We start from the raw sequence: 20,099 nt of genomic DNA, 5'->3' as shown, positions 1-20,099 counted from the left end.
GTCTGACGCAGCTGTATTGTCAAAATGGCTGGTTTGAATGGGCCAAACTGGGTTTTTGATTGTAGAGACAGTACTAATTACGTACCATCTGAAAAGCCTATTGATTTTAACCAATTAGAGTTGAAGTGTGACAGCAACTGAATTTTCTGCAGCCAGCCACGACGAAGTCTCACAAACCGTGCGCATCTCGCCAGTGATCGCATGCAGTGGTTTGTTATTAGGCTTTATATTGAGCTTTTTTTTGTTAAATGGCGATGCTCAGGGACGGGTAAATTTGTTCTATCTGTTGCTGGTCTTTTTACTGTTTCCATTACTTGGACTGTTTACCTCCATCTTTTCACTCGTTCGTGGTAAAGGTATAAACCTGGCGCGAATAATCAGCTTTTTTTCTTTTTCAGGCGTTTCCCAATCAACTGTTCTGCGCCAGCTTCGTCAGAGGCACTTGGATAAACACTGGTTTTTTCTTCAAACCCAATTTGCCATGTTAGCCTACTCGCTGGCTGGCGTTCTTACTTTGCTCATACTGTTACTGGCAACCGACATTAATTTTGTGTGGCGAAGCACGTTATTAACGGCCAGTGATATTTATCCCTTATTAAAGGTTGTTGCATCACCCTGGTGGTTTTGGGAGTCAGCGCAGCCTACTATCGAATTGCTTGAACGCACTCAGGACTCACGATTAACCCAAGTGTATGAAAACCCGGCAAACCTGTCTTTGTGGTGGCCATTTATTCTGGCTACCCAACTCTTTTATGCGTTTTTGTTAAGAGGCGTACTGCTTGTGGTCAGTCGCTTTATAATCAAGCGCAGGCTAAACAATGATTTTGAACAACAGCTGCATCAACGAATTCAGCAAAACAAACGACGACAGCCAGAGCGCTTTGAGCTATGTAAGGTGCATAATCAATTGCCACAAGAATATGCAGTGGTGAACTGGAGTGCATTACCTGATGAGATAACGTCGCAGCTGCCGGTTACCGCAGGGCAATTAAAGCTCAAGGCAGGACCCCTGGCAAGCGAAGCAGAGCAAATGCAGGCCGAACAGTTTTCTCAGTGTAAACTGGTTCTGGTCAAGGCATGGGAGCCGCCGATGGGAGACTTACAGGACTTTCTTCAACAAGGCTTTGGGTTACTTTACCCGGTAAACTATCATCAACATACGCTACAAAAAGCCGAATCCAAGCACCTTGATGAGTGGCGCCGATTTTGTTCAGAGCTTGATAACTGGAAACTGTTTCAGCCCACCAGCGATAATGAACTGGGCCAACATGATGTCGTCGCAGGCGAGGACAAAGCATGAAAGCGCGAAACATAGCACGCTTTGCGGTGGTTGGGCATCCAAACAAAGGAAAGTCGTCCATTGTGTCTACGCTATCGCAAAACGACGATGTGGTGATATCCAGCCGCAGCGGTACTACTGAAAAAGCTGAAATTATTACCGTTGATACCGCAAACGGTGGCTATCAACTGATTGACACGCCAGGGTTTCAACGGCCTTTGAAAGTTTTGCGCTGGCTGAATGAGCAAGGCGCTAACGCCAGTGAACGCGCAAAAGTGCTAGCTAAATTTGTAAACGATAATCAATGTCGACAGCAATTTCCCGATGAAGTTGAATTATTGCGGCCGATTGTGAACGGAGCAGCAATTTTGTATGTTGTCGATGGTTCGCGTCCATATGGGGCTGAGTACGAAGCGGAAATGGAAATATTACGCTGGAGCGGACAGCCGTCAATGGCATTGATCAACCCGATTGAGAGCGTCGACCATGTAAAAGAGTGGGAAAGTGCGCTGCTACAGTATTTTAAATCGGTGCAAGTGTTTAACCCGATGAAAGCAGATTTTGAAAAACAAATCGCTTTATTAAAAACCTTTTCTCATTTGAATGCTGGGTGGTCAGAAACCCTGCTTCAGACCATAGACGATTTGCAGTTTCAAAGGCAACAGCAACGTGAGCAAAGTATTATGTTGTTAAGCCGTTTGGTTGAAGATTTGTGCCAGCATCAGGAAAGCCAAAAAGTGCTCACGCCGCAACAGGCTGATAAAATCAAACCTCTGCTGGAAAAAAAGTATCACCAATGGATGCGCGACCGCGAAACGCAGGCGGTGAAAGAGTTAATGGCAATATACGGGCATTTTCAAAGCGACGTGGTTGCCTCGAATTTAGATTTACCCCCCGATTTATTTGATTGTGGTCAATGGTTCGCCTGGGGCTTGGATAAAAAACAGCTAGTCTATGCTGCCACAGCTACAGGGGCGCTGGGCGGTGCGGCGTTTGATGCCGCAGTAGCTGGATCCAGTTTTATGCTAGGCGCATTGGGTGGAGGTTTGTTGGGGGCGTCCAGTGCCTGGTTCGGTGCTGATAAACTCGCTGACCTGTCAGTGCAGGGTTTACCTGTGGGTGGATACGAGGCCCGTTTAGGACCCATAAAAAATCGCAACTTTCCCTATGTGGTGATTGGTCGATTCATTCATTTACACGCGCAAATTTCGCAACGAAGCCATGCCAGCCGGGAAACACTGGCACTGAATGCAGCAGACTTTCAACAACGTGTACAAAATCTTGAAAAAAGCACGCAACGTGAATTGCATCAGGAATGTGAGCGATTAATAAAACAGCGTCCAACAGACCATCTTGAACAAGCGCTGTCGCCCCTGTTTTCTAACGTGTAATCCAAGGCTTTCAATTTAGGGTTACTGGCGGGCAATATTGCGGACCAGATTAAACGTCCGTTCTGTTACATTGCTGCTCTCGCCACCGGTATTGGCAGTAAAAATAACAATTACCGTATCTGAAGATGCATCATAGCGTGCAACACTCTGGTAGCCGGGCAGCCACCCGGTATGCTCATAATAATAGGGGTACAGCTTTGCTTCTTCTTCACTTAATAACGTGCCGCGGTTAAGCGCCGCCATAAAAACGCAAATGTCCTGCACCGACGCCACCATCGATCCTCCAGGTATTTTATATTCCTGCGCTTTTTTGTCACGGCCATCCCAATAGCCTGTGGCCAGTAATTCCTGTGGGGCGTGCACTTGCTGGAGGTAACTGTTGTGCATGCCTAAAGAGTCCAAAATTTCGTTTTTTATATAATCTTCGTGATTAAAGCCCAAAGCTCGATCCAACACCATTCCCAGCAATAAATAGTTGCTGTTCGAATATTGGTAACGCATGCCAGGAGAAAAGTCAGCTGGCTTGCCAATGATCATTTTCAACGTTGCAGCCATGTTAGTGTGCGATCGGTCCCAGGAAAAGCCAGGCTGACTATCAAAATCAGGAATACCACTTCGATGCGTGACCAGATGCAGCAGAGTGGCGGTTTCAGCGTTGGCAATGTCTGACGCCAACTCGGGTAACCAGGTTACAACCGTATCCTGCATACTCAGCGTGTTTTCGTTTGCCAGGCGGGTGACCGCAACCGCGATGAAAAGTTTACTAATACTGGCAATTTTAAACAGTGACGTATTTTTTACAGCCAGGCCTGATGAAACTACCTTTGGCTGTTCATCGGCCATTTGAGATAGCAGAATCATACCGGATACATCGCTGTTCTTCAGCGCGTTATCTGCAATTTGCTGCAGCGACTTAGGCGTGGAGGAACTGTTTACCGAGGTGGGCGGGCTGTTGGCCTTTGCTGGCTCGGAGCTGACTCCACCGCCGCAGGAAAGCGTATTGATCAATACAACCAGTAGCAACAAATAATGACGTGCAGTAAGCATGCTAACGAAGTCCAATCAAAGATTGATTTCAATGCTAGCATAAAAAACGAACAATAAAATGCGCTAAAAAGAAGATTTAACGATACTGATTTTCGGCCCAGCTGGTAAAAATGACACAGGCTGATACGCTATCCACTTTTTCTTTGGTCAGCTTTTTGTAACCGCCGAGCTCAAACAGCATGGCCCGGGCATCCACGGTAGATAACCGTTCGTCCCAGGTTTCAACAGCCAGATTGAAGCGACCGTGAATGCGATTGGCAAAGGTTTTGGCGCGTTGAGTAACCGCCTGTTCTGTGCCGTCCATGTTCAATGGCAATCCTACGACTGCTAAATCGGGTTGCCATTGATCGATAATATTTTTTATTGCGTCCCAGTCTGGTATGCCATCGCGGGCCTTTAATGCAGCCAGTGGAGCGGCGGTGCCTGTGACTTCCTGACCTATTGCGATACCGATACTTTTGGTGCCGAAATCAAACGCCAATACAGTGCGTTGACCCTTATCAGGCACGTCCGCTCTCCGGTGCGAGTTGCCACACATCAATTCCCAGTTTATTCACTGCAGCTTGCCAGCGTTTGTGAATAGGAGTGTGAAAGAGAATGTCAGGATCAGCTTCAATTGTTAGCCAGGAGTTATGTTGCATCTCTTCTTCTAATTGCCCCGCTGTCCACCCGGCATAGCCTAGCGCAATAACAGAGCTCTGCGGGCCACTTTTATTGCCGATTGCAGTTAAAATATCCTTTGAGGTGGTCACCATAATCTCAGTGCTGAGCGCCAGACTGGAAGCCCAGTTTCCTTCATGTGTATGCAGGACGAAACCCCTTTCCTGACTGACCGGGCCGCCTGCCAGGATAATTTGCTCCTGACGATCTTCTGCCACGATGGCATCTTTGTCAGTTTGCTCAAGCAGCTGCTTTAAATTCATATTAGAAGGCTGGTTCACTACGATCCCCATCGCTCCCTCAGCGTTGTGCTCGCAGATGTAGGTGAGTGAGCGTGAAAAATACGGATCTTCCATAGAAGGCATGGCAATCAGAAAATGATTTTGTAAACTTTTTAACTCCGTCATGAACCCCTCACTACCGCTTAATTCGTCGCTCAATTGCATCGAACAGCTTGCCTGTAATATTGATATCGAAGTGTGCCTCAATTTCTCTTACGCATGTGGGGCTGGTAACGTTTATTTCTGTTACTTTATTTCCGATAACATCCAGGCCAACAAATAACAGCCCTTTTTCTTTTACCACCGGAGCAATTTTTTGCGCGAGCTCTAAATCAGATTCCGATAAGGGCTGTGGACGGCCGGTTCCGCCAACGGCGAGATTGCCGCGGGTTTCGCCTTGCGAGGGCAAACGAGCCAATGCATAAGGCATAACTTCACCATCGACAATCAAAATTCGTTTATCGCCCTCGCTAATCTCTGGCAAATACGCCTGAACCATCATGTAGCGCTTGTTTAATTGCGTCAGCGTTTCGATTACCACTCCCAGATTATTGCCGTCTTCTTTGACTCTGAAAATGGAAGCTCCACCCATGCCATCCAACGGCTTGCATATTATATCTTTGTGCTTTTGGTGGAACGACTTGATCAACGTGGGATTGCGCGTCACTAACGTTGCCGGTATCAGATCCGGAAACCAGGACGTAAACAACTTTTCATTAAAATCTCGAAGACTGGATGGTTTGTTAACCACCAGCGCACCGGCTTCTTCAACTAACGTCAGAATTTGCGTAGCGTAAAGGTACTCACTATCAAAAGGGGGATCTTTACGCATTAAAAACACATCAATATCAGCCAGGTTTACGTCTTTGCTTTCGGCAAGCGTATAAAAATCCGTGGCCTGATCCCTAACTGATACCTGGCGGGCAAGACCTTTGGGCACACCATTGTCCAGATATAAATCACCCATTTCAAAATAATAAAGGGTGGCGCCGCGACGCTGGGCTTCCAGCATCATTGCGAAACTGGTGTCTTTGTGAGGCTTAATGGACGCGATAGGGTCCATCACGATGCCGACCGAGTAGCTCATGATTGATATTCAGTTGTATTAGCGTAAAACATACTATGGTGGTTAGCCTGCATAATTCAACCACATAGCCAGACTAAAAATCACCGTGAAGGGCCTGTAAAATGCTTAAGCTGGTGATAGCTGCGGTTTCTGTTCTCAATACACGTGGGCCAATGCTGACCGTAAGATACCCGCACTCTTGGGCCTGATGGACTTCGTTCTCAGATAGTCCGCCTTCGGGACCAATTAAGAGTTGATATCCTTGAGAGTGGTACGCCAGTTTGGTGATGGGATCGCTGGCGGTCGGTGAGAGCGTTACCCGCATGGCCTTAGTCGACTTGGCTAGCCATTGGCTTAGCGACACAGGGGAATTTAAGGTGGGCAGCACATTGCGGCCACACTGTTCGCAGGCACCACTGATAATTTTCAGCCATTGTTGTTGTTTTTTTTCCCAGCGTTTCTCATCCAGTTTCACCGCGCAGCGTTCTGTCAGTAAAGGGGTAATTTCGGTCACTCCTAGTTCCACCGCTTTTTGCAAGACGGTTTCCATGCGATCACCTTTGGAAATGCCCTGTCCCAAATGAAGGTATAAAGGCGACTCTTTAGTCAGCGACAGACAGGCGTCCGCTTCTACGGTGACCAAACGCTTGCTTACACTGATTAGTTCAGCGCTGTACTCGTTACCATCACCATTGAATAACACAACAGGATGCCCGGGTTTTAAACGCAGTACGTTAGCGACGTGATGTGTGGCCTCTGCGCTCAATTCAAACTCGGTATCAACGGCGATAGGGCCGGGGTGAAACAGGCGGGGTATACGCATGAAACAAATCCGTTAAAAACTAAATCAGCTAAATATGATACTGATAAGCATGGTCAGTCTGCAACGAATTGTAGGCTTAGAATGTATCAAGCGGACACAATGGCCCGCTTGAATAACTGTGGAGGAAGACAACTTATTTTTAGAATTAATTAGCGTGCAATGCTTTGGATTCGGCTTTAGTCATCGCCTCTAATGGCTCGGTCACGATTTTTGGATTGCTCCGTCTGGCATGAACGGTGTTTTTACCCTTATCAGTTGACAGTGCATACGCTAATAACAACAACACTACTAAGAAAAGAACAGTTATAAATAACATTTTCAAATCCTTTAAAAACATTAACTATCAATGGCTGTTTTAGTTTAAGGGTGCATGAATGCCACCCTTGGGGAAAACAAAACGAGAGCCGGGTGCTATTATACCCCACTCATGCCCCTTTTCACCATCACCAAAACATGTCTTTCCTGCATTGACGTTAAGTAAAAAATATAGTCAAAAAACACATGAATTCCAGCCGGTAGCGCAATTTATGTGCATTTTTTTGGGTAACTGAGATAAATCAATCTGTTACAAAACACGATTTCTTTCGCGTCTCTAAACGCAGTTGAAGCCTAACGCTGGTTGATGACAAACTGATGACGAAGTATTAAACCTGTTCGTAAACTACTGAGATTAATTAATCATTATTCGCTAATCCCGTTAATAAAGGTTGTGCAATGGCTTGGATCATTGATATTTTGAAAAAAGAATCTCAAACTCAATTAAAAAATGGGGCGGTAAAACTGCAACGCTATGGAAGACATAATTTCTCTGTTCACAGCTGAAGATATCGAACGTTACATCAATGTGTACGCTATTCCCTGGGCTATCAATATCGCCATGGCGGTGATTATATTCGTTATTGGTCGTATCGTCGTATCGATTGTGATGTCGATGTTTGCCAAAGTCATGGCGCGCTCTAAATATGACCAAATGCTGATCGATTTTTTAGAGTCAATTATCAGCGCGGTACTGATGCTGTTTGTTATAGTGGCATCGTTAGATGAGTTGGGTGTGAACACCACTTCGTTGGTAGCCATTTTAGGTGCTGCCGGTCTTGCTATCGGCTTGTCATTACAAGATTCACTGAAGAACTTCGCCGCAGGGGTGATGCTACTGGTGTTTAAACCCTTTAAATCAGGTAATTTTGTTGAATGCGCAGGAACGGCGGGTACGGTGCAGAAGATTGGTATCTTTACTTCTACTTTGACTTCGGTTGATAACAAAGAAATCATCATTCCCAACGGCAAGATATACAGCGACAGAATCACCAACTACTCAGCGCGGGACACGCGCCGTTGCGATATGACTTTCGGTATTGGTTACGATGATGATTTGCGTAAAGCAAAAGCTGTGCTGCAGGAGCTGGTTGATGAGGAAGAGCGCATTCTTAAAGAGCCTGCGTGTCTGATAGGGGTCAACGACCTGGGTGATAATAGTGTTAATTTCACTGTACGTCCTTGGGTGGCATCGTCAGATTTTCTGGCCGTAAAACTGGCCTTTACTGAGGCGGTAAAACTGCGTTTTGACGAAGAGGGCATTTCGATTCCTTACCCGCAAATGGATGTACATATCCATAAACAGGAAAAATCTGAGGAACAGGAAAAAGATAAGGTGAAAATCACACCTGAAATGTAAGCGCTAAAAACGCCACTCGTTCAAAGTCGAAGTGGCGTTTTTTTGTTTATTTGCAGTCGGGACGTCTTGGGGCTTGTTGATAAAGCGCGTTGGCTTCGGCCATGTTAGCTTGTAAGTTTTGAATACGGGTATCAGGTGCCGGGTGGGTGGATAACATCTCCGGTGGGCGATTACCTTCGCTTGCCGCATCCATATTATGCCATAACGCCACTGATTCCTGAGGATTAAAACCCGCTTGGGCCATTAACGTTAAGCCAATTAAATCAGCCTCTGACTCATGGCTTCGGCTATAGGGCAGTTGCACACCTACCTGAGCACCCAGACCAATTGCAGCCATAATGGGGCCTGAATACGCCACTTCATTGGCGGCTAGTACCTGACCTACTACCTGCGTAGTCAGGTTACTGGCAGTACCGATGGACATACGTTCATTACCATGATGAGCAATCACGTGACCAATTTCGTGCCCTATCACCGCAGCCAGTTGATGCTGGTTTTTGGCTACGTTAAGTAAGCCGGTATAAACGCCAATTTTCCCGCCCGGTAAGGCAAAGGCATTGACCTGTTCATCGTCAAACACCACCACCTCCCACTGACCCGTGAACACATCCTGGGGTACATGGACGGTAATTGAACGGGCGACACACTCTACGTACGAATTGGCAACCCGCTTGCTTGACACTTTCAGCTCTTCTTTCATGCTGGTGAACGCCTGTTGCCCCATTTGCGCCATTTGCTCTTCGGGAAATAACAACAGCTGGTTGCGTCCGGTGGGTGACGTTCCGCATGCGCCTAACATTGTCACCAGTGACACCACACCAGCGCGCTTAATCCACTTCGTCATAACAGGTTCCTTTCTAATTGCTGCATAAGGCAGTGAAAAATAAATTGTCGTGTTGCTGATATACGAAACTTTTTTCAGTTTGGCTTCATCTGCAACCGGTGAGCTGAAGTAAAGTAAAAATGAAAAGTGTTAGAAATTCAAGAAATTAACCTGAATTTTGAGTCGAAGGAACAATTAAAAGTTAGTTGGGTGGCGAAACATTGCAATCTAAAGCGACCAGCTGACGTAGACAACTAGACTCTTTATTAACCCCCGGAGCTGACGATGGCAAAAGTGCTGGTACTTTATTATTCATCTTATGGACATGTTGAAAAAATGGCTGAAGCGGTAGCGGAGGGCGCCAGAAGCGCTGGCGCTGAAGTAGACATTAAACGTGTACCTGAAACCGCACCGGACGACGTTGTGAAAAACGCCGGGTTTAAAACCGATCAGAAAGCACCCATTGCCAAGGTGGATGAATTGGCCAATTACGATGCAATCATCGTAGGTGTCGGCACCCGCTATGGTCGTATGGCTTCACAAATGGCAGCTTTCTGGGATCAAACAGGCGGCCTGTGGCAGAAAGGCGCATTGGAAGGTAAAGTGGCTTCAACTTTCACCTCCACCGCCAGCCAACACGGCGGACAGGAAACCACGCTGGTATCCAACATGACCACTTTTTTCCACATGGGCATGGTGGTAGTGGGCTTGCCTTATTCATATGAAAAACTCTCTCAGTTAGAAGAAGTCGCAGGCGGCACCCCCTATGGCGCCACCACGCTTGCCGGTGGTGACGGCTCCCGTCAACCCAGTGAGATAGAATTAGGTGGCGCGAGATATCAGGGTAAGTATGTGGCTGAGATTGCGGCGAAGCTTGCCAGGGGCTAGATAACAACGAATAACCGTGTTTTTAGGCATTTAAGCCTGTGATATTCTTTGTTCAAGTTGTATGAGAATGTCGAGGCTTAATGCTAGTTTCTAATCATGATACATGGTGTAGTGCAACGAAAGTTAATAGGTCGCCTCTGATAGCAGTTAGAGCAGGGGAAATGTAACGTAAACTATTTCCCCACTACGCTACTAGCTTATTCTATCTATAATGCTTTTTTAATACATTTTCTGACAGATCAATCAGAACCAAATGCGTCTTTTACTTCGCCTTTAATTTTTTTAGCTGAACCTTTAGTCTGATCTGCTTTACCCTCGTTTTCCATATCCTTGTTACCTGTTACTGAACCGGTAACTTCTTTCGCCTTACCTTTGGCTTTATCCAATGTTCCTTCTGCTTTATCTGATGATGCTGACATATTTAATATCCTTCTTAACGGGTTCAAATTTTGATGTCTTGGCTTGATAAATCCCCAAGATCATCTTGTATTCTGCAAAAGTAATACCGCTTCTTCGGTACAAGATATCTTGGTATTTTCTGTATGCAAGCATCTGTCTGAAAACTAAGTTATTTTCGCCTCGCAAACGGCATTGGGTCTTGAGGGTTTGTTAGATAGGCAGCTTACTAGCGTAAAATATGTTTCTGTAAGATGGAGTAGAGAATGCAACTTTACTGTCTATGGCGATGTAACATTTACAGGTAGATTGCAGGCAATCGAGTGACGCTGACAACAATGGGAATATTCATTTGACAGTCACTCAAATAAAACCTGTGTAGTTATTTTGCGTTATGGACATAGATACAGACAAACATTGACTGTTGATAACTGATTTCTCGTATATCTAAAGTAGTTTATATGACTTTTTTAAAAATATTTGTTCAAAGTGCAACAAATTAAATTGTCTGCATATTTTATTATTAATAAAGTTATCCTGTTTGAAAGTTAGACAGTAGCGTTGATTTAAGTGAATCAGCCACTTACACACCACCCACTGCAATCAATGTCAGTGGATTCAATGATCTCGCTGTAATTTAGAATGAAAATAACTCCATTTATTAACTTTTTGTTAACAACTGGCGTTTCAAGCGAGTATAGACTACTTTTTGAACAAGAATTTGAATTGTTGGTTTCATAAGGATGTTTGAACCAGCATTTTCGCGTATTCGATGTGCAGAATGCTCTTGACGGAGCGAACGAAAAAATCAGAGAGAAAAGGAAGTCTCAGTGAAAACGTTTGATAATCATATCCAAACCCTCAGAGGGTTCGCAATCATACTTATACTTTTCCTTCACTTAAGCGTCGAAAATGAATTTGATTCGATTAGAGGTGGGCTGGACTTTTTATCCTATGTATTTACGAATGTTAGGATCCCCCTTTTTACCGTAATTTCGGGTTATTTTTATACGTTTCTAGCCTTAGACCAAATAGGGCAGAGAACATTTTTTACAAAAAAAGCTACTCGCCTTCTGATCCCGCTATACTTTGCAATTTCAGCTGAGTTCTTGATCCAGCTGTTGTTTTTCAGTGAAAGTACCCTTCCGTTCTACCTTCAGGTTGTTAACGCGCTATTTTTTGCGAATGGACATTACTGATTCATTCAGGCAATTTTTTTAATTTTCATCGTTTATCGATTTACCCACTTCTTAAGACAAAAATATACCAACTTCAGTTTGTACCTTTTTTGTTTCGCTGTTGTTGTTTTCCTAACTACAAAAAATACAATTTACGACTCTCATTTTTTCTCGCTTGGGGGCGCCATTTATTTATTTCCCTATTTCGTTTTAGGCGCCAGTTTCAATGAATTAAAAAACTGTAAACTCTATCGAATACTTCTTCTATTCGCTTTGATCTCACTTAGCGCTTTAATGGCGCTGCAGTTTTTTTGCTATCTAGAAGATACCAGAGAGCTTTTTGATAAAAGAACGGTTTTGGGACTTGCGGTAGGGGTAACGGCTTGTTTTGCGTTGCTCAGCATAAAAATTAAAAACAATTTTGTTGCTTGGATTGGCGGGTTTTCATTTGCAATTTATCTATACCAATCATTTACTACTAAGGTTGCCAAAACCATCGTTTTCGACCTTTTTCAATTTTCAGGCATTCCTGCTTTATTGACTATAATTTGCTTCACCGTAGCGCTCGGTATTTCTATCCATTTATTTTCGATGCAGTTTAAATTTTCTCGTGGGCTCTTTTTAGGTATCTGGAAACCTTCTGCCAAAAAAGAGTTCAATCCAATCAAAGGGGTAAAATTAGCATGGCGAAATTCGAAACGAGAGTTGCGCAATGCGCTGGGATAAGAGGTGTTTTGCTGTATGTTGGGTTGCCACAACAATTCTGCAGTTCCTTTATTCACTGTTATAAATACATTAAAGTTAAACACGTAGTCATATAATAGTGATTCATCATTATTTGCTATCAACCTTCGCATTCTCTTAAAAGCGGAACAAAACGCACGGCCCCATGCGTAGTGCGTTCAAAGCTGTCGACATCCATGCGCGTTAGTTTTATGAGTTGCTGAAAGTCATCATCGCCCACTGGCACAATAATACTGCCACCGAACACAAGTTGTTCCTTTAGTGCATCGGGAACGAATGAGGTGGCGGCGGTGACGATAATGGCATCAAACGGGGCATGCTCCATAAGCCCCTGTGTGCCATCCCCGTGCACAATGGTGATATTGGTATAGCCCAGCTTTTGGATAACCTGGCGGGCATTAGTGGCAAGGTGAGCGATTCGTTCGATGGAAAATACCTGTGCGGCTATCTGCCCTAAAATAGCTGCGCCATAACCGGAGCCCGCGCCTACTTCCAGCACCCTGGCATGATGATCAATCTCTGCCAGTTCCACCATTTTAGCTACGATGTAGGGTTGCGAAATTGTTTGACCTTCGTCAATGGGTAAGGGCGCGTCTATGTAGGCGTCGGCGAAATACAGTGCGCCCACAAACGCTTCTCGGGGTACGGTTTGCATGGCCTGTAAAACGCGGCTGTCGCGGATATCTCTGCCAGCTAGATGCCTGGTAAGCATGCGCCTTTTCTCAGCCGCCGTGTCGATGCCAGAATGTGCCATGGCGGTTTTTTCATAGTGATCAAGGTGAGATTATAAGCGTAGTCGGTAGCACAAGATTACACCACAATAATCTGGTAAAATGTAACGCGCACCTCACTATAAAAAGCCTTTGGGCATAAAAAGAGTTAGTCATAAACTATGAACATCACTGCCAAGCTCTGCACTTTGCTATTGCCCTTGTATTTAGGGGCTGCAACCACACCTTTGCACGCGCAGGTCGCCCATTCTTTCAATGCCAATGGCATCGTGGATGTGTCTGTTTTCAATGTGGACGGCGTCGACAAAAATAGCGTAAGCCGGGGATTAGTTGAAGCCGGCTACGCAGTGTCATCAGATAATCTGGCGGGCTATGTTAGTGCGATGGCATTGCGAGGAGATAATGCCTCTACCTATATTGGAGATGTGCAGGCGTTTTCGAACATCGACGAAAATGAGTTTGAAGGGATTTATGAAGCCTGGGGCCACTATCGCTTTACAGACACGTTCAGCATTAAGGCCGGACGTGTTGATTTAAATAATGATTTTGCCTTTGCCACTAACGCGCTTGAGTTTCTCAATGGCGCAATGGGGCTAAGCCCCACTGTGTTTGCGTTACCTACTTATCCAGAGCCTGCCACCTCAGTTATCGTCGATATGACGCTTAATCCTAATCACAGTATTAAAGCTGCCGCGGCGGCCGGAGCAGGCAGAAGTTCGTTTGCAGACCGGTTTTACATTGCCGAGTGGCATTATAGGGCGGACACTTTGTCAGTTAAACTTGGCGGTTGGGAGCATAATGGTGAGTTTTTTAGCCTGACCGATGAGATCCCCCGACAGGGAACGGGTGGGGCGTATGCCATTGTTGAAGGTAAGCTGGGGCAGCCAGACTGGCACTATTATGTGCAACTGGGTGTTAGTGACACCATCGTTGCCGAAATTGATCGTCATGTGGGGGTGGGTGTTACTGTCAACAATTTAGCTGGTAACGAAAGCCTGATGGCAGGCATTGCATATACCGTAGTGCGATTGAGCAACGTCGTACCTGCATCTCATTCTTCTGAGAAAGCACTGGAGCTATTTTTCAAGTCTCAGCTGCGTGAATGGGTGTCAGTTAAACCTAACCTGCAATACATCGCCAACCCCTCAGGAGAGAGCCGAAATCACTTTGTCGGCACATTGCGCGTAGAGATGAGTTACTAAATGCGCTGAGTGATCATATCGATTGTTCCTTTGGTATCAATAGCATCTGAAACTGAATCGGAACACACGGTATGGCGCAAAACAGGGAACAATCTGTAGTTTTGATAACCGGAGCTTCGGGTGATGTAGGGGCTTCGCTGTGTGAATCACTCAAGCAATCTCACTATGTAATAGGGCTGGACATCAAACCCTGTGACGCGGCCGACCAGAGCATTGAATGCGATTTCACTTCCCGCGATTCAGTTAAATTAGCCTTACATAAAATTGCTGAACAACATCAAATGCATTTTGTGGCCGTCATCCACCTGGCGGCGTACTTTGATTTTACCGGTGATGACCACCCGCTTTACACAAAGCTAAATGTCGATGGCACACGCTATTTTCTGGAAGAGTTGCAGCAATATCAGGTCGAGCGCTTTATTTATGCCTCTACCATGCTGGTACATGAGGCCGGTGTACCAGGCCAGAAGCTTACCGAAGACAGTCCAATTGACCCTGGTTGGGCCTATCCGCAATCGAAAGCCGAGGCTGAGCAAGCCATCAGAGCGTCCCATGGTAAAATACCCTATATCATATTGCGCATGGCAGGTTTATACGATGAACAAAGTGCGGTCCCCACCTTAAGCCACCAGATTGCGCGTATCTACGAGCGCCAACTGAAAAGCTGGCTGTACTCGGGGGATTCGCAGGCTGGACAGGCTTTTTTGCATAAAGAAGACATGATCGACCTGTTTAATAGAGCGATAGAAAAACGCCAGTCCCTGCCAGAGGAAACTGTGCTGCTGGCAGGCGAAAGTGAAGTAATGAGCTACCAGGCGTTACAGAACCGCATCGGCCAAATTATCTATGGAGAGCGTGAGTGGACGACCATCATCGTGCCCGAGTTTGTGGCTAAGCCCGGAGCCTGGGTAGAAGAGCATGCTGAGCCAGTTATTCCTGATGCCATTGACCACGGGGAAAAACCGTTTATCCGCCCCTTTATGATTGATCTGTCCAGCGATCATTATGAAATGGATAACAGCAAAGCGCAGACACTGTTAGGCTGGCAACCACAGCATAGCATCTATGAAGGCATCAAGGACTTAATCGTCAATTTGAAAAGTGATCCTGCCGCCTGGTACAAGCGCAATGGGATAGTATTACCGGACTGGATTGCCACGTCGGAAGAAAAACAGGTTAATGCTGACCGCATCCGTGAAACTCATGAAAAGCATTATCAGCAGCAACATTATCAGTTTATCTGGGCGCATTTTGCCAATTTTGCCTTGGCTTTCTGGTTATTTACTGCGCCATTCGTACTAGGTTACGAAAGCCAAAATATGGTTTACAGCAATCTGGCCTCAGGCGCAGCACTGCTGGTGTTGTCCTTACTTTCTATGTCGTGGCGCATGAGTCTGGCACGCTATGCCACTGCAGGTGTGGGGTTATGGTTACTGGGCGCGCCATTGTTGTTTTGGGCTCCCACGGCGGCGGCTTACCTGAATGATACGCTGGTGGGGATGTTAGTCATTGGTTTTGCTATTTGTTCCCGGCCCACCCCCGGAGTTGCGCAGGTAGCGGCCGAAACCGGTCCTAATACTCCGCCAGGCTGGAGTTTTAATCCGTCCAGCTGGGTGCAGCGCATGCCCATCATTTTACTGGCACTGGTGGGATTTTTCATTTCCCGCTATTTATGTGCCTATCAACTGGGGCACATCGACGCGGTGTGGGACCCTTTCTTTGCTGGTGCTCCCGGTAACAATAAAAACGGTACGGAAGAAATTATTACCTCATCAGTATCTGAAGCCTGGCCGGTGCCCGATGCAGGATTAGGCGCCATGACCTACGCGCTGGAAATATTAACCGGCTTGATGGGATCGACTAGACGCTGGCGCACCATGCCGTGGCTAGTCATGTTATTTGGCATTATGATCGTACCCTTGGGCGTAGTGTCGGTGTTTTTCATCATTATTCAGCCTATCGTGATTGGAACCTGGTGTACGTTATGTCTGATTGGCGCGGCTGCCATGCTGATTCAGATCCCCTATTCGTTAGATGAACTGGTGGCCACCAGCGAATTTTTGTATCGACGCAAAAAGCAGGGGCGTCCATTGCTGCGTATTTTCTTTACCGGTGATACTGATGAGGGCAAATGGGAAGGCGATAAAACGGAGTTTCATCGTGGTGCCTGGACCATTATCAAAGATATGCTGGGCGGGGGCGTCAATTTACCCTGGAATCTGACCTTATGCATTCCAATTGGTTTATGGCTGATGTTTACTCGTCTCACGCTGGGCGCAGACGGTGGTATGGCGAATGCCGACCATATTATTGGTTCACTGGTGCTCACCGTGGTCGTCACGTCGCTTGCCGAAGCCGGCCGTATGGTACGCTATTTACTGATTCCATTGGGGGCAGCCTTGTTGATCACCCCGTTCATTTACGGGGTGGGTATGTTGGCTATGGCTTCCAGCTTAATCTGTGGTATAGCGCTGATTGCATTGTGCTTCAGGAAAGGGCCGGTAACCAACCAATACGGTTTGTGGAATAAGGCGATTGTCTAAACAGCATACGCCGTGCCGACGTCTTTCCAATGACAATCGCTTCGCAAAGGGATAAGCTACGCACAGCTACTGGAATAATCTTCAGGCAGAGCAAGGCTGAGGTTTATTCATTCCATGTAAGACATAAAAAAAGAGTAACACTATGTCGCACGATATTGTCATTTCTGGGGTGGGGGTTTGGAACCCGGACTACACCATTACCAATCAGGAACTGGTTGAAAGCTACAATGCCTATGCCGATGCATTTAACCAGGCTCATCAGCAAAAAATAGAGCAGGGCGAGGTAGAAGCTAAGCCTTACTCCAGTGCTGAATTCATCGAAAAAGCATCGGGCATAAAACAACGTTTTATTTATCAGAAAGAAGGGGCGCTGGACATTAAACGCATGCGGCCTTTAATTGCCGAACGCGCTGAAGATGAACTGTCGAATCAGGCGGAAATTGCCGTTGCTGCGGCTAAAAAGGCGCTGGCGGCAGCCAATAAAGGTCCTGAGGATGTGGATGCGGTTATCGTGTCATGCGCTTACACGCAGCGCGCTTATCCGGCTGTGGCGATTGAAGTACAAAACGAGTTAGGCATTCAGGGGTTTGGTTTTGATATGTTGGTAGCCTGCTCGGCTGCCACATTTGGGCTACATCGTGCTTATGAGATGGTGGCGGCGAATACAGCAAAATGCGTACTGGTGATCAACCCGGAACTGGTTTCGCCACAAATTAATTACACTGATCGGGACAGTCACTTTATTTTTGGTGACGTAGCGACGGCGACCGTAATAGAGCGTGCTGACACCGCACAATCAGCGCACCAGTATACTATTTTAGGTACTAAAGCACTGACGCAGTATTCAAATAATATTCGCTCCAATTTTGGTTACATGAGCCGCGCCAATGATGTTGACCCTTATGGTCCTGACAAGCTGTTCCACCAGGCGGGCAGAAAAGTGTTTAAAGAAGTTTGCCCGTTAGCGGCAGAGCATATTCAGTCGCACTTAGATCAATATCAGTTGACCCCGGCAGACGTTAAACGCTGGTATCTGCATCAGGCTAATATCAACATGAATACCCTGATCAGCAAAAAGCTGCTGGGCCGTGATGCCCGTGCGGAAGAAGCGCCGATTGTATTGGACCAATATGCCAATACGGCCTCGGCGGGGTCCATTATTGCTTTTGCCCTTAATCATGAAGATTTGCAGCAAAATGACGTTGGTGTGATTTGTTCATTTGGTGCGGGTTATTCAATTGGCAGTCTGGTGATCAAAAAACGCTGAGGCAGCAGGTAGTAGAAGTAGAACAGTAACGTTCTACTGGTAGCAGGAGAAAAGGATGATTGCAGATATCGGCTATGGGCTGAGTTTTCTGGCTTATATGGTGCTGTTGTTGCTGTTACTGACCGTACGCAAGTCAGGGCTGGCAAAGCATCTGTTAGTACTTGGTACTATGGTCACTATGCTGTGGTCACTGGGTTTTGTCAGTATCGTGGCAGGGCCTCTGGATATTCGCTACCTGTTCACCGCGGATGCGGTAAAAAAAGCGGTCTGGCTGCTATTTATTGCCAGTTGCTTGCGCAACGACTTTGTCAATATCTGGCAAGTGTTGGCCCGTCCGGCCACTCTGGTTATTCTGTTACCGCCCGCCATAACGTTCATCGTTCCGTTTTTCATTCCGGTCGCGGAATCGTGGTATTACTTCATGCTGACCGTAATGTCATTGGAAATCTTGATTTTGCTGGAGGTTATGTACCGACAGGCGGGATCTAATCAATGGACGTACAAGCCGCTGGTGCTATACCTGGGGACCGCACACCTGTTTGAGTTTGTAATGTATACCAACGCCACCATGGTGAACCAGGTCGAGGTAGGATACATTGCTGCGCGGGGGTATATTTATTTGCTGCTGACACCGCTGTTAGTGATAGCGATGCGGCGTATAAAGCACTGGGGAATTGATATTTTCATTTCCCGCGATGTGGTATTGCACTCTTCTTTATTGCTGGTGGCGGGCATATACTTATTTTGTATGGCCTTAATTGGTTATGCCATCAATTATTTTGGTGGTAGTTGGGGGGCAACTGTACAAATTGTTCTGATTGTGATGTCGTTTGTATTGCTGGCAACGCTCATTCTTTCCAACAGTTTTCGTACAAAAATTAAGGTGTTTATCACCAAACACTTTTTTGCCAACCAGTTTGATTACCGGGTTGAATGGGTAAAGCTAACACAAGCACTGTCAACCGAAACGACAAACCTGCCTCAGGTCTACGCAAATGCACTAGGTGGCTTTCTCGGTGCAATCAATTACGATCAGGGAATGTTGGTGAAAGTGTCTGCCATTGATGTGGAAGAACTGGCCCGGCGAAATGTGGAAAGCTTAAATATTGCCGAGGCCAAGCTGATCCGTCAGCTTACCTTGTACTGCAATAAAACATCGTGGTTGATTGATTTTGATGAGTTTGAATATAAGCCATTTAATTATGCCGATCTGCAACTGGATCGCGAAGCGTTAAAAGAATGTCGTTTCCAATTGGCGTTACCGATTTTCAAAGCCGATAAAGTGTGGGGATTTGCGTTGCTTTCACCCGGTGAGGGAGAATTAGTCAATCTGAATTGGGAAGTACGCGATTACCTGACCGCGGTGACCGATCAGGTTGCCACTTATATTCTGCACAATGAAGCGGCCATGACGGTTGCTGAAAATGCGCAATTCGCGGCGTTTAATCGGATGTCCGCATTTGTTTTGCATGATTTGAAAAACGTGATGGCTCAGATAGACTTGATTTTATGCAATGCAGAACAGCACAAAAGTAACCCTGAATTTATTGATGATACGTTTGAAACGCTGCATTACACCAAAGCACGGATGGACAAAATGTTGCGTCAGCTGACTGAGAAAAACGTTGATAAAGTCGGGCTGGATTCCGCGGAAAAATTGTCCTCTATAATTGCTGCAGTAATCGACAGCAAGTGTCAACAGTCGTTACCCTTGCCCACTATCGCCAATATTGAAGAGGCGGCTGTAGTTGTAGATCCTGACAAGTTTGCCAATGTGGTTTATCACATTATCAGTAACGCACAGCAAGCGACACCGGATGAGGGTTCAATTATCGTGCAACTTGAGCTGGACCACGAAAATGGCCGTCAGCTGGTCAGAATCGAAGATTCAGGCTGTGGCATGGATAAGGCGTTCATTGAAGAGCGCTTGTTTAAACCTTTTGATACAACTAAAGGCAATGCCGGTATGGGTATCGGGGCTTATGATGCAAAGAATTATATGGAGTCGATTGGCGGCAAATTATTTGTCACCAGTGAAGTAGGTAAGGGAACCTGTTTTACCTTGGCATTCCCTTTAGATTAAGATAGTCCTGGCAATTTCATTT

At 46.0% G+C, this 20,099-nt stretch carries 17 protein-coding genes and 1 pseudogene; 9 read left to right on the top strand and 9 right to left on the bottom strand.

Features of this window, described 5'->3' with window-relative positions; genetic code table 11:
- The first annotated feature begins 127 nt into the window (after positions 1-127).
- Together HCJ96_RS04340 and HCJ96_RS04335 are read left to right on the top strand one after the other, a co-directional pair.
- Positions 128-1,300 (top strand): DUF2868 domain-containing protein, encoded by a 1,173-nt coding sequence (locus tag HCJ96_RS04340; protein WP_169209811.1) that lies wholly within the window; start codon positions 128-130, stop codon positions 1,298-1,300.
- Positions 1,297-2,670: a GTPase/DUF3482 domain-containing protein gene (locus tag HCJ96_RS04335; RefSeq protein WP_169209810.1), complete on the top strand. Its 1,374-nt coding sequence runs from the start codon at positions 1,297-1,299 to the stop codon at positions 2,668-2,670. The genes HCJ96_RS04340 and HCJ96_RS04335 overlap by 4 nt, the downstream gene beginning before the upstream one ends.
- Before the next feature lie 21 nt (positions 2,671-2,691).
- Here the strand turns inward: HCJ96_RS04335 and HCJ96_RS04330 are convergent, their stop codons facing one another.
- The 6 genes from HCJ96_RS04330 to HCJ96_RS04305 all read right to left on the bottom strand — a co-directional run bounded on the left by HCJ96_RS04330 (position 2,692) and on the right by HCJ96_RS04305 (position 6,863).
- Complete coding sequence (locus HCJ96_RS04330) at positions 2,692-3,717, bottom strand: serine hydrolase domain-containing protein (RefSeq protein WP_169209809.1); 1,026 nt, start codon at positions 3,715-3,717, stop codon at positions 2,692-2,694.
- A gap of 76 nt (positions 3,718-3,793) precedes the next feature.
- The gene (gene ruvX, locus HCJ96_RS04325) at positions 3,794-4,225 is read right to left on the bottom strand and encodes a Holliday junction resolvase RuvX (protein WP_343034648.1); all 432 of its coding nucleotides are present in this window, start codon (positions 4,223-4,225) and stop codon (positions 3,794-3,796) included.
- A complete protein-coding gene (locus tag HCJ96_RS04320) occupies positions 4,218-4,784 on the bottom strand; it encodes a YqgE/AlgH family protein (protein WP_169209807.1) in 567 nt (188 codons plus the stop codon). The genes ruvX and HCJ96_RS04320 overlap by 8 nt, the downstream gene beginning before the upstream one ends.
- A gap of 10 nt (positions 4,785-4,794) precedes the next feature.
- Complete coding sequence (gshB, locus tag HCJ96_RS04315) at positions 4,795-5,745, bottom strand: glutathione synthase (protein WP_169209806.1); 951 nt, start codon at positions 5,743-5,745, stop codon at positions 4,795-4,797.
- Positions 5,746-5,818: 73 nt separating this feature from the next.
- Complete coding sequence (locus tag HCJ96_RS04310) at positions 5,819-6,547, bottom strand: 16S rRNA (uracil(1498)-N(3))-methyltransferase (protein WP_169209805.1); 729 nt, start codon at positions 6,545-6,547, stop codon at positions 5,819-5,821.
- A gap of 145 nt (positions 6,548-6,692) precedes the next feature.
- The gene (locus HCJ96_RS04305; protein WP_169209804.1) at positions 6,693-6,863 is read right to left on the bottom strand and encodes a hypothetical protein; all 171 of its coding nucleotides are present in this window, start codon (positions 6,861-6,863) and stop codon (positions 6,693-6,695) included.
- Between the two features lie 474 nt (positions 6,864-7,337).
- On the opposite strand from HCJ96_RS04305, the gene HCJ96_RS04300 reads away from it, so the two are divergent.
- Entirely contained in the window at positions 7,338-8,222 is an 885-nt protein-coding gene (locus HCJ96_RS04300) for a mechanosensitive ion channel family protein (RefSeq protein WP_169209803.1), read from the top strand.
- 46 nt (positions 8,223-8,268) lie between these two features.
- Here the strand turns inward: HCJ96_RS04300 and HCJ96_RS04295 are convergent, their stop codons facing one another.
- Positions 8,269-9,066 (bottom strand): M48 family metallopeptidase, encoded by a 798-nt coding sequence (locus HCJ96_RS04295; RefSeq protein ID WP_169209802.1) that lies wholly within the window; start codon positions 9,064-9,066, stop codon positions 8,269-8,271.
- Positions 9,067-9,330: 264 nt separating this feature from the next.
- On the opposite strand from HCJ96_RS04295, the gene wrbA reads away from it, so the two are divergent.
- Positions 9,331-9,933, top strand: coding sequence for an NAD(P)H:quinone oxidoreductase (gene wrbA, locus HCJ96_RS04290; protein ID WP_169209801.1), 603 nt, complete (start codon positions 9,331-9,333; stop codon positions 9,931-9,933).
- Between the two features lie 239 nt (positions 9,934-10,172).
- Here wrbA and HCJ96_RS04285 read toward each other — a convergent pair whose 3' ends face one another.
- Positions 10,173-10,352: a CsbD family protein gene (locus HCJ96_RS04285; protein ID WP_169209800.1), complete on the bottom strand. Its 180-nt coding sequence runs from the start codon at positions 10,350-10,352 to the stop codon at positions 10,173-10,175.
- A gap of 807 nt (positions 10,353-11,159) precedes the next feature.
- Between HCJ96_RS04285 and HCJ96_RS16505 the strand changes: the two are divergent.
- Positions 11,160-12,233, top strand: a pseudogene (locus HCJ96_RS16505) (acyltransferase family protein).
- A gap of 118 nt (positions 12,234-12,351) precedes the next feature.
- Here HCJ96_RS16505 and HCJ96_RS04270 read toward each other — a convergent pair.
- Positions 12,352-13,005 carry a protein-L-isoaspartate(D-aspartate) O-methyltransferase gene (locus HCJ96_RS04270; protein WP_169209797.1) on the bottom strand — a complete coding sequence of 218 codons (654 nt, stop codon included), beginning with the start codon at positions 13,003-13,005 and terminating at the stop codon, positions 12,352-12,354.
- A 138-nt stretch (positions 13,006-13,143) separates the two neighbouring features.
- Here HCJ96_RS04270 and HCJ96_RS04265 point away from each other — a divergent pair, with 138 nt between their 5' ends.
- The 4 genes from HCJ96_RS04265 to prsK all read left to right on the top strand — a co-directional run bounded on the left by HCJ96_RS04265 (position 13,144) and on the right by prsK (position 20,077).
- On the top strand, positions 13,144-14,184 hold the full coding sequence (locus HCJ96_RS04265) for a carbohydrate porin (protein ID WP_169209796.1): 1,041 nt from the start codon (positions 13,144-13,146) through the stop codon (positions 14,182-14,184).
- Between the two features lie 71 nt (positions 14,185-14,255).
- Positions 14,256-16,727, top strand: coding sequence for a vitamin K epoxide reductase family protein (locus HCJ96_RS04260; RefSeq protein ID WP_169209795.1), 2,472 nt, complete (start codon positions 14,256-14,258; stop codon positions 16,725-16,727).
- Positions 16,728-16,869: 142 nt separating this feature from the next.
- Positions 16,870-17,994: a beta-ketoacyl-ACP synthase III gene (locus HCJ96_RS04255; RefSeq protein WP_169209794.1), complete on the top strand. Its 1,125-nt coding sequence runs from the start codon at positions 16,870-16,872 to the stop codon at positions 17,992-17,994.
- Positions 17,995-18,049: 55 nt separating this feature from the next.
- A complete protein-coding gene (gene prsK, locus HCJ96_RS04250) occupies positions 18,050-20,077 on the top strand; it encodes an XrtA/PEP-CTERM system histidine kinase PrsK (RefSeq protein WP_169209793.1) in 2,028 nt (675 codons plus the stop codon).
- Positions 20,078-20,099 lie beyond the last annotated feature (22 nt).

Origin of the sequence: Alteromonas ponticola (assembly GCF_012911815.1) — a bacterium.
Classification (GTDB): Bacteria; Pseudomonadota; Gammaproteobacteria; order Enterobacterales; family Alteromonadaceae; genus Alteromonas; species Alteromonas ponticola.
This window is presented reverse-complemented; position numbering and strand designations above follow the sequence as displayed.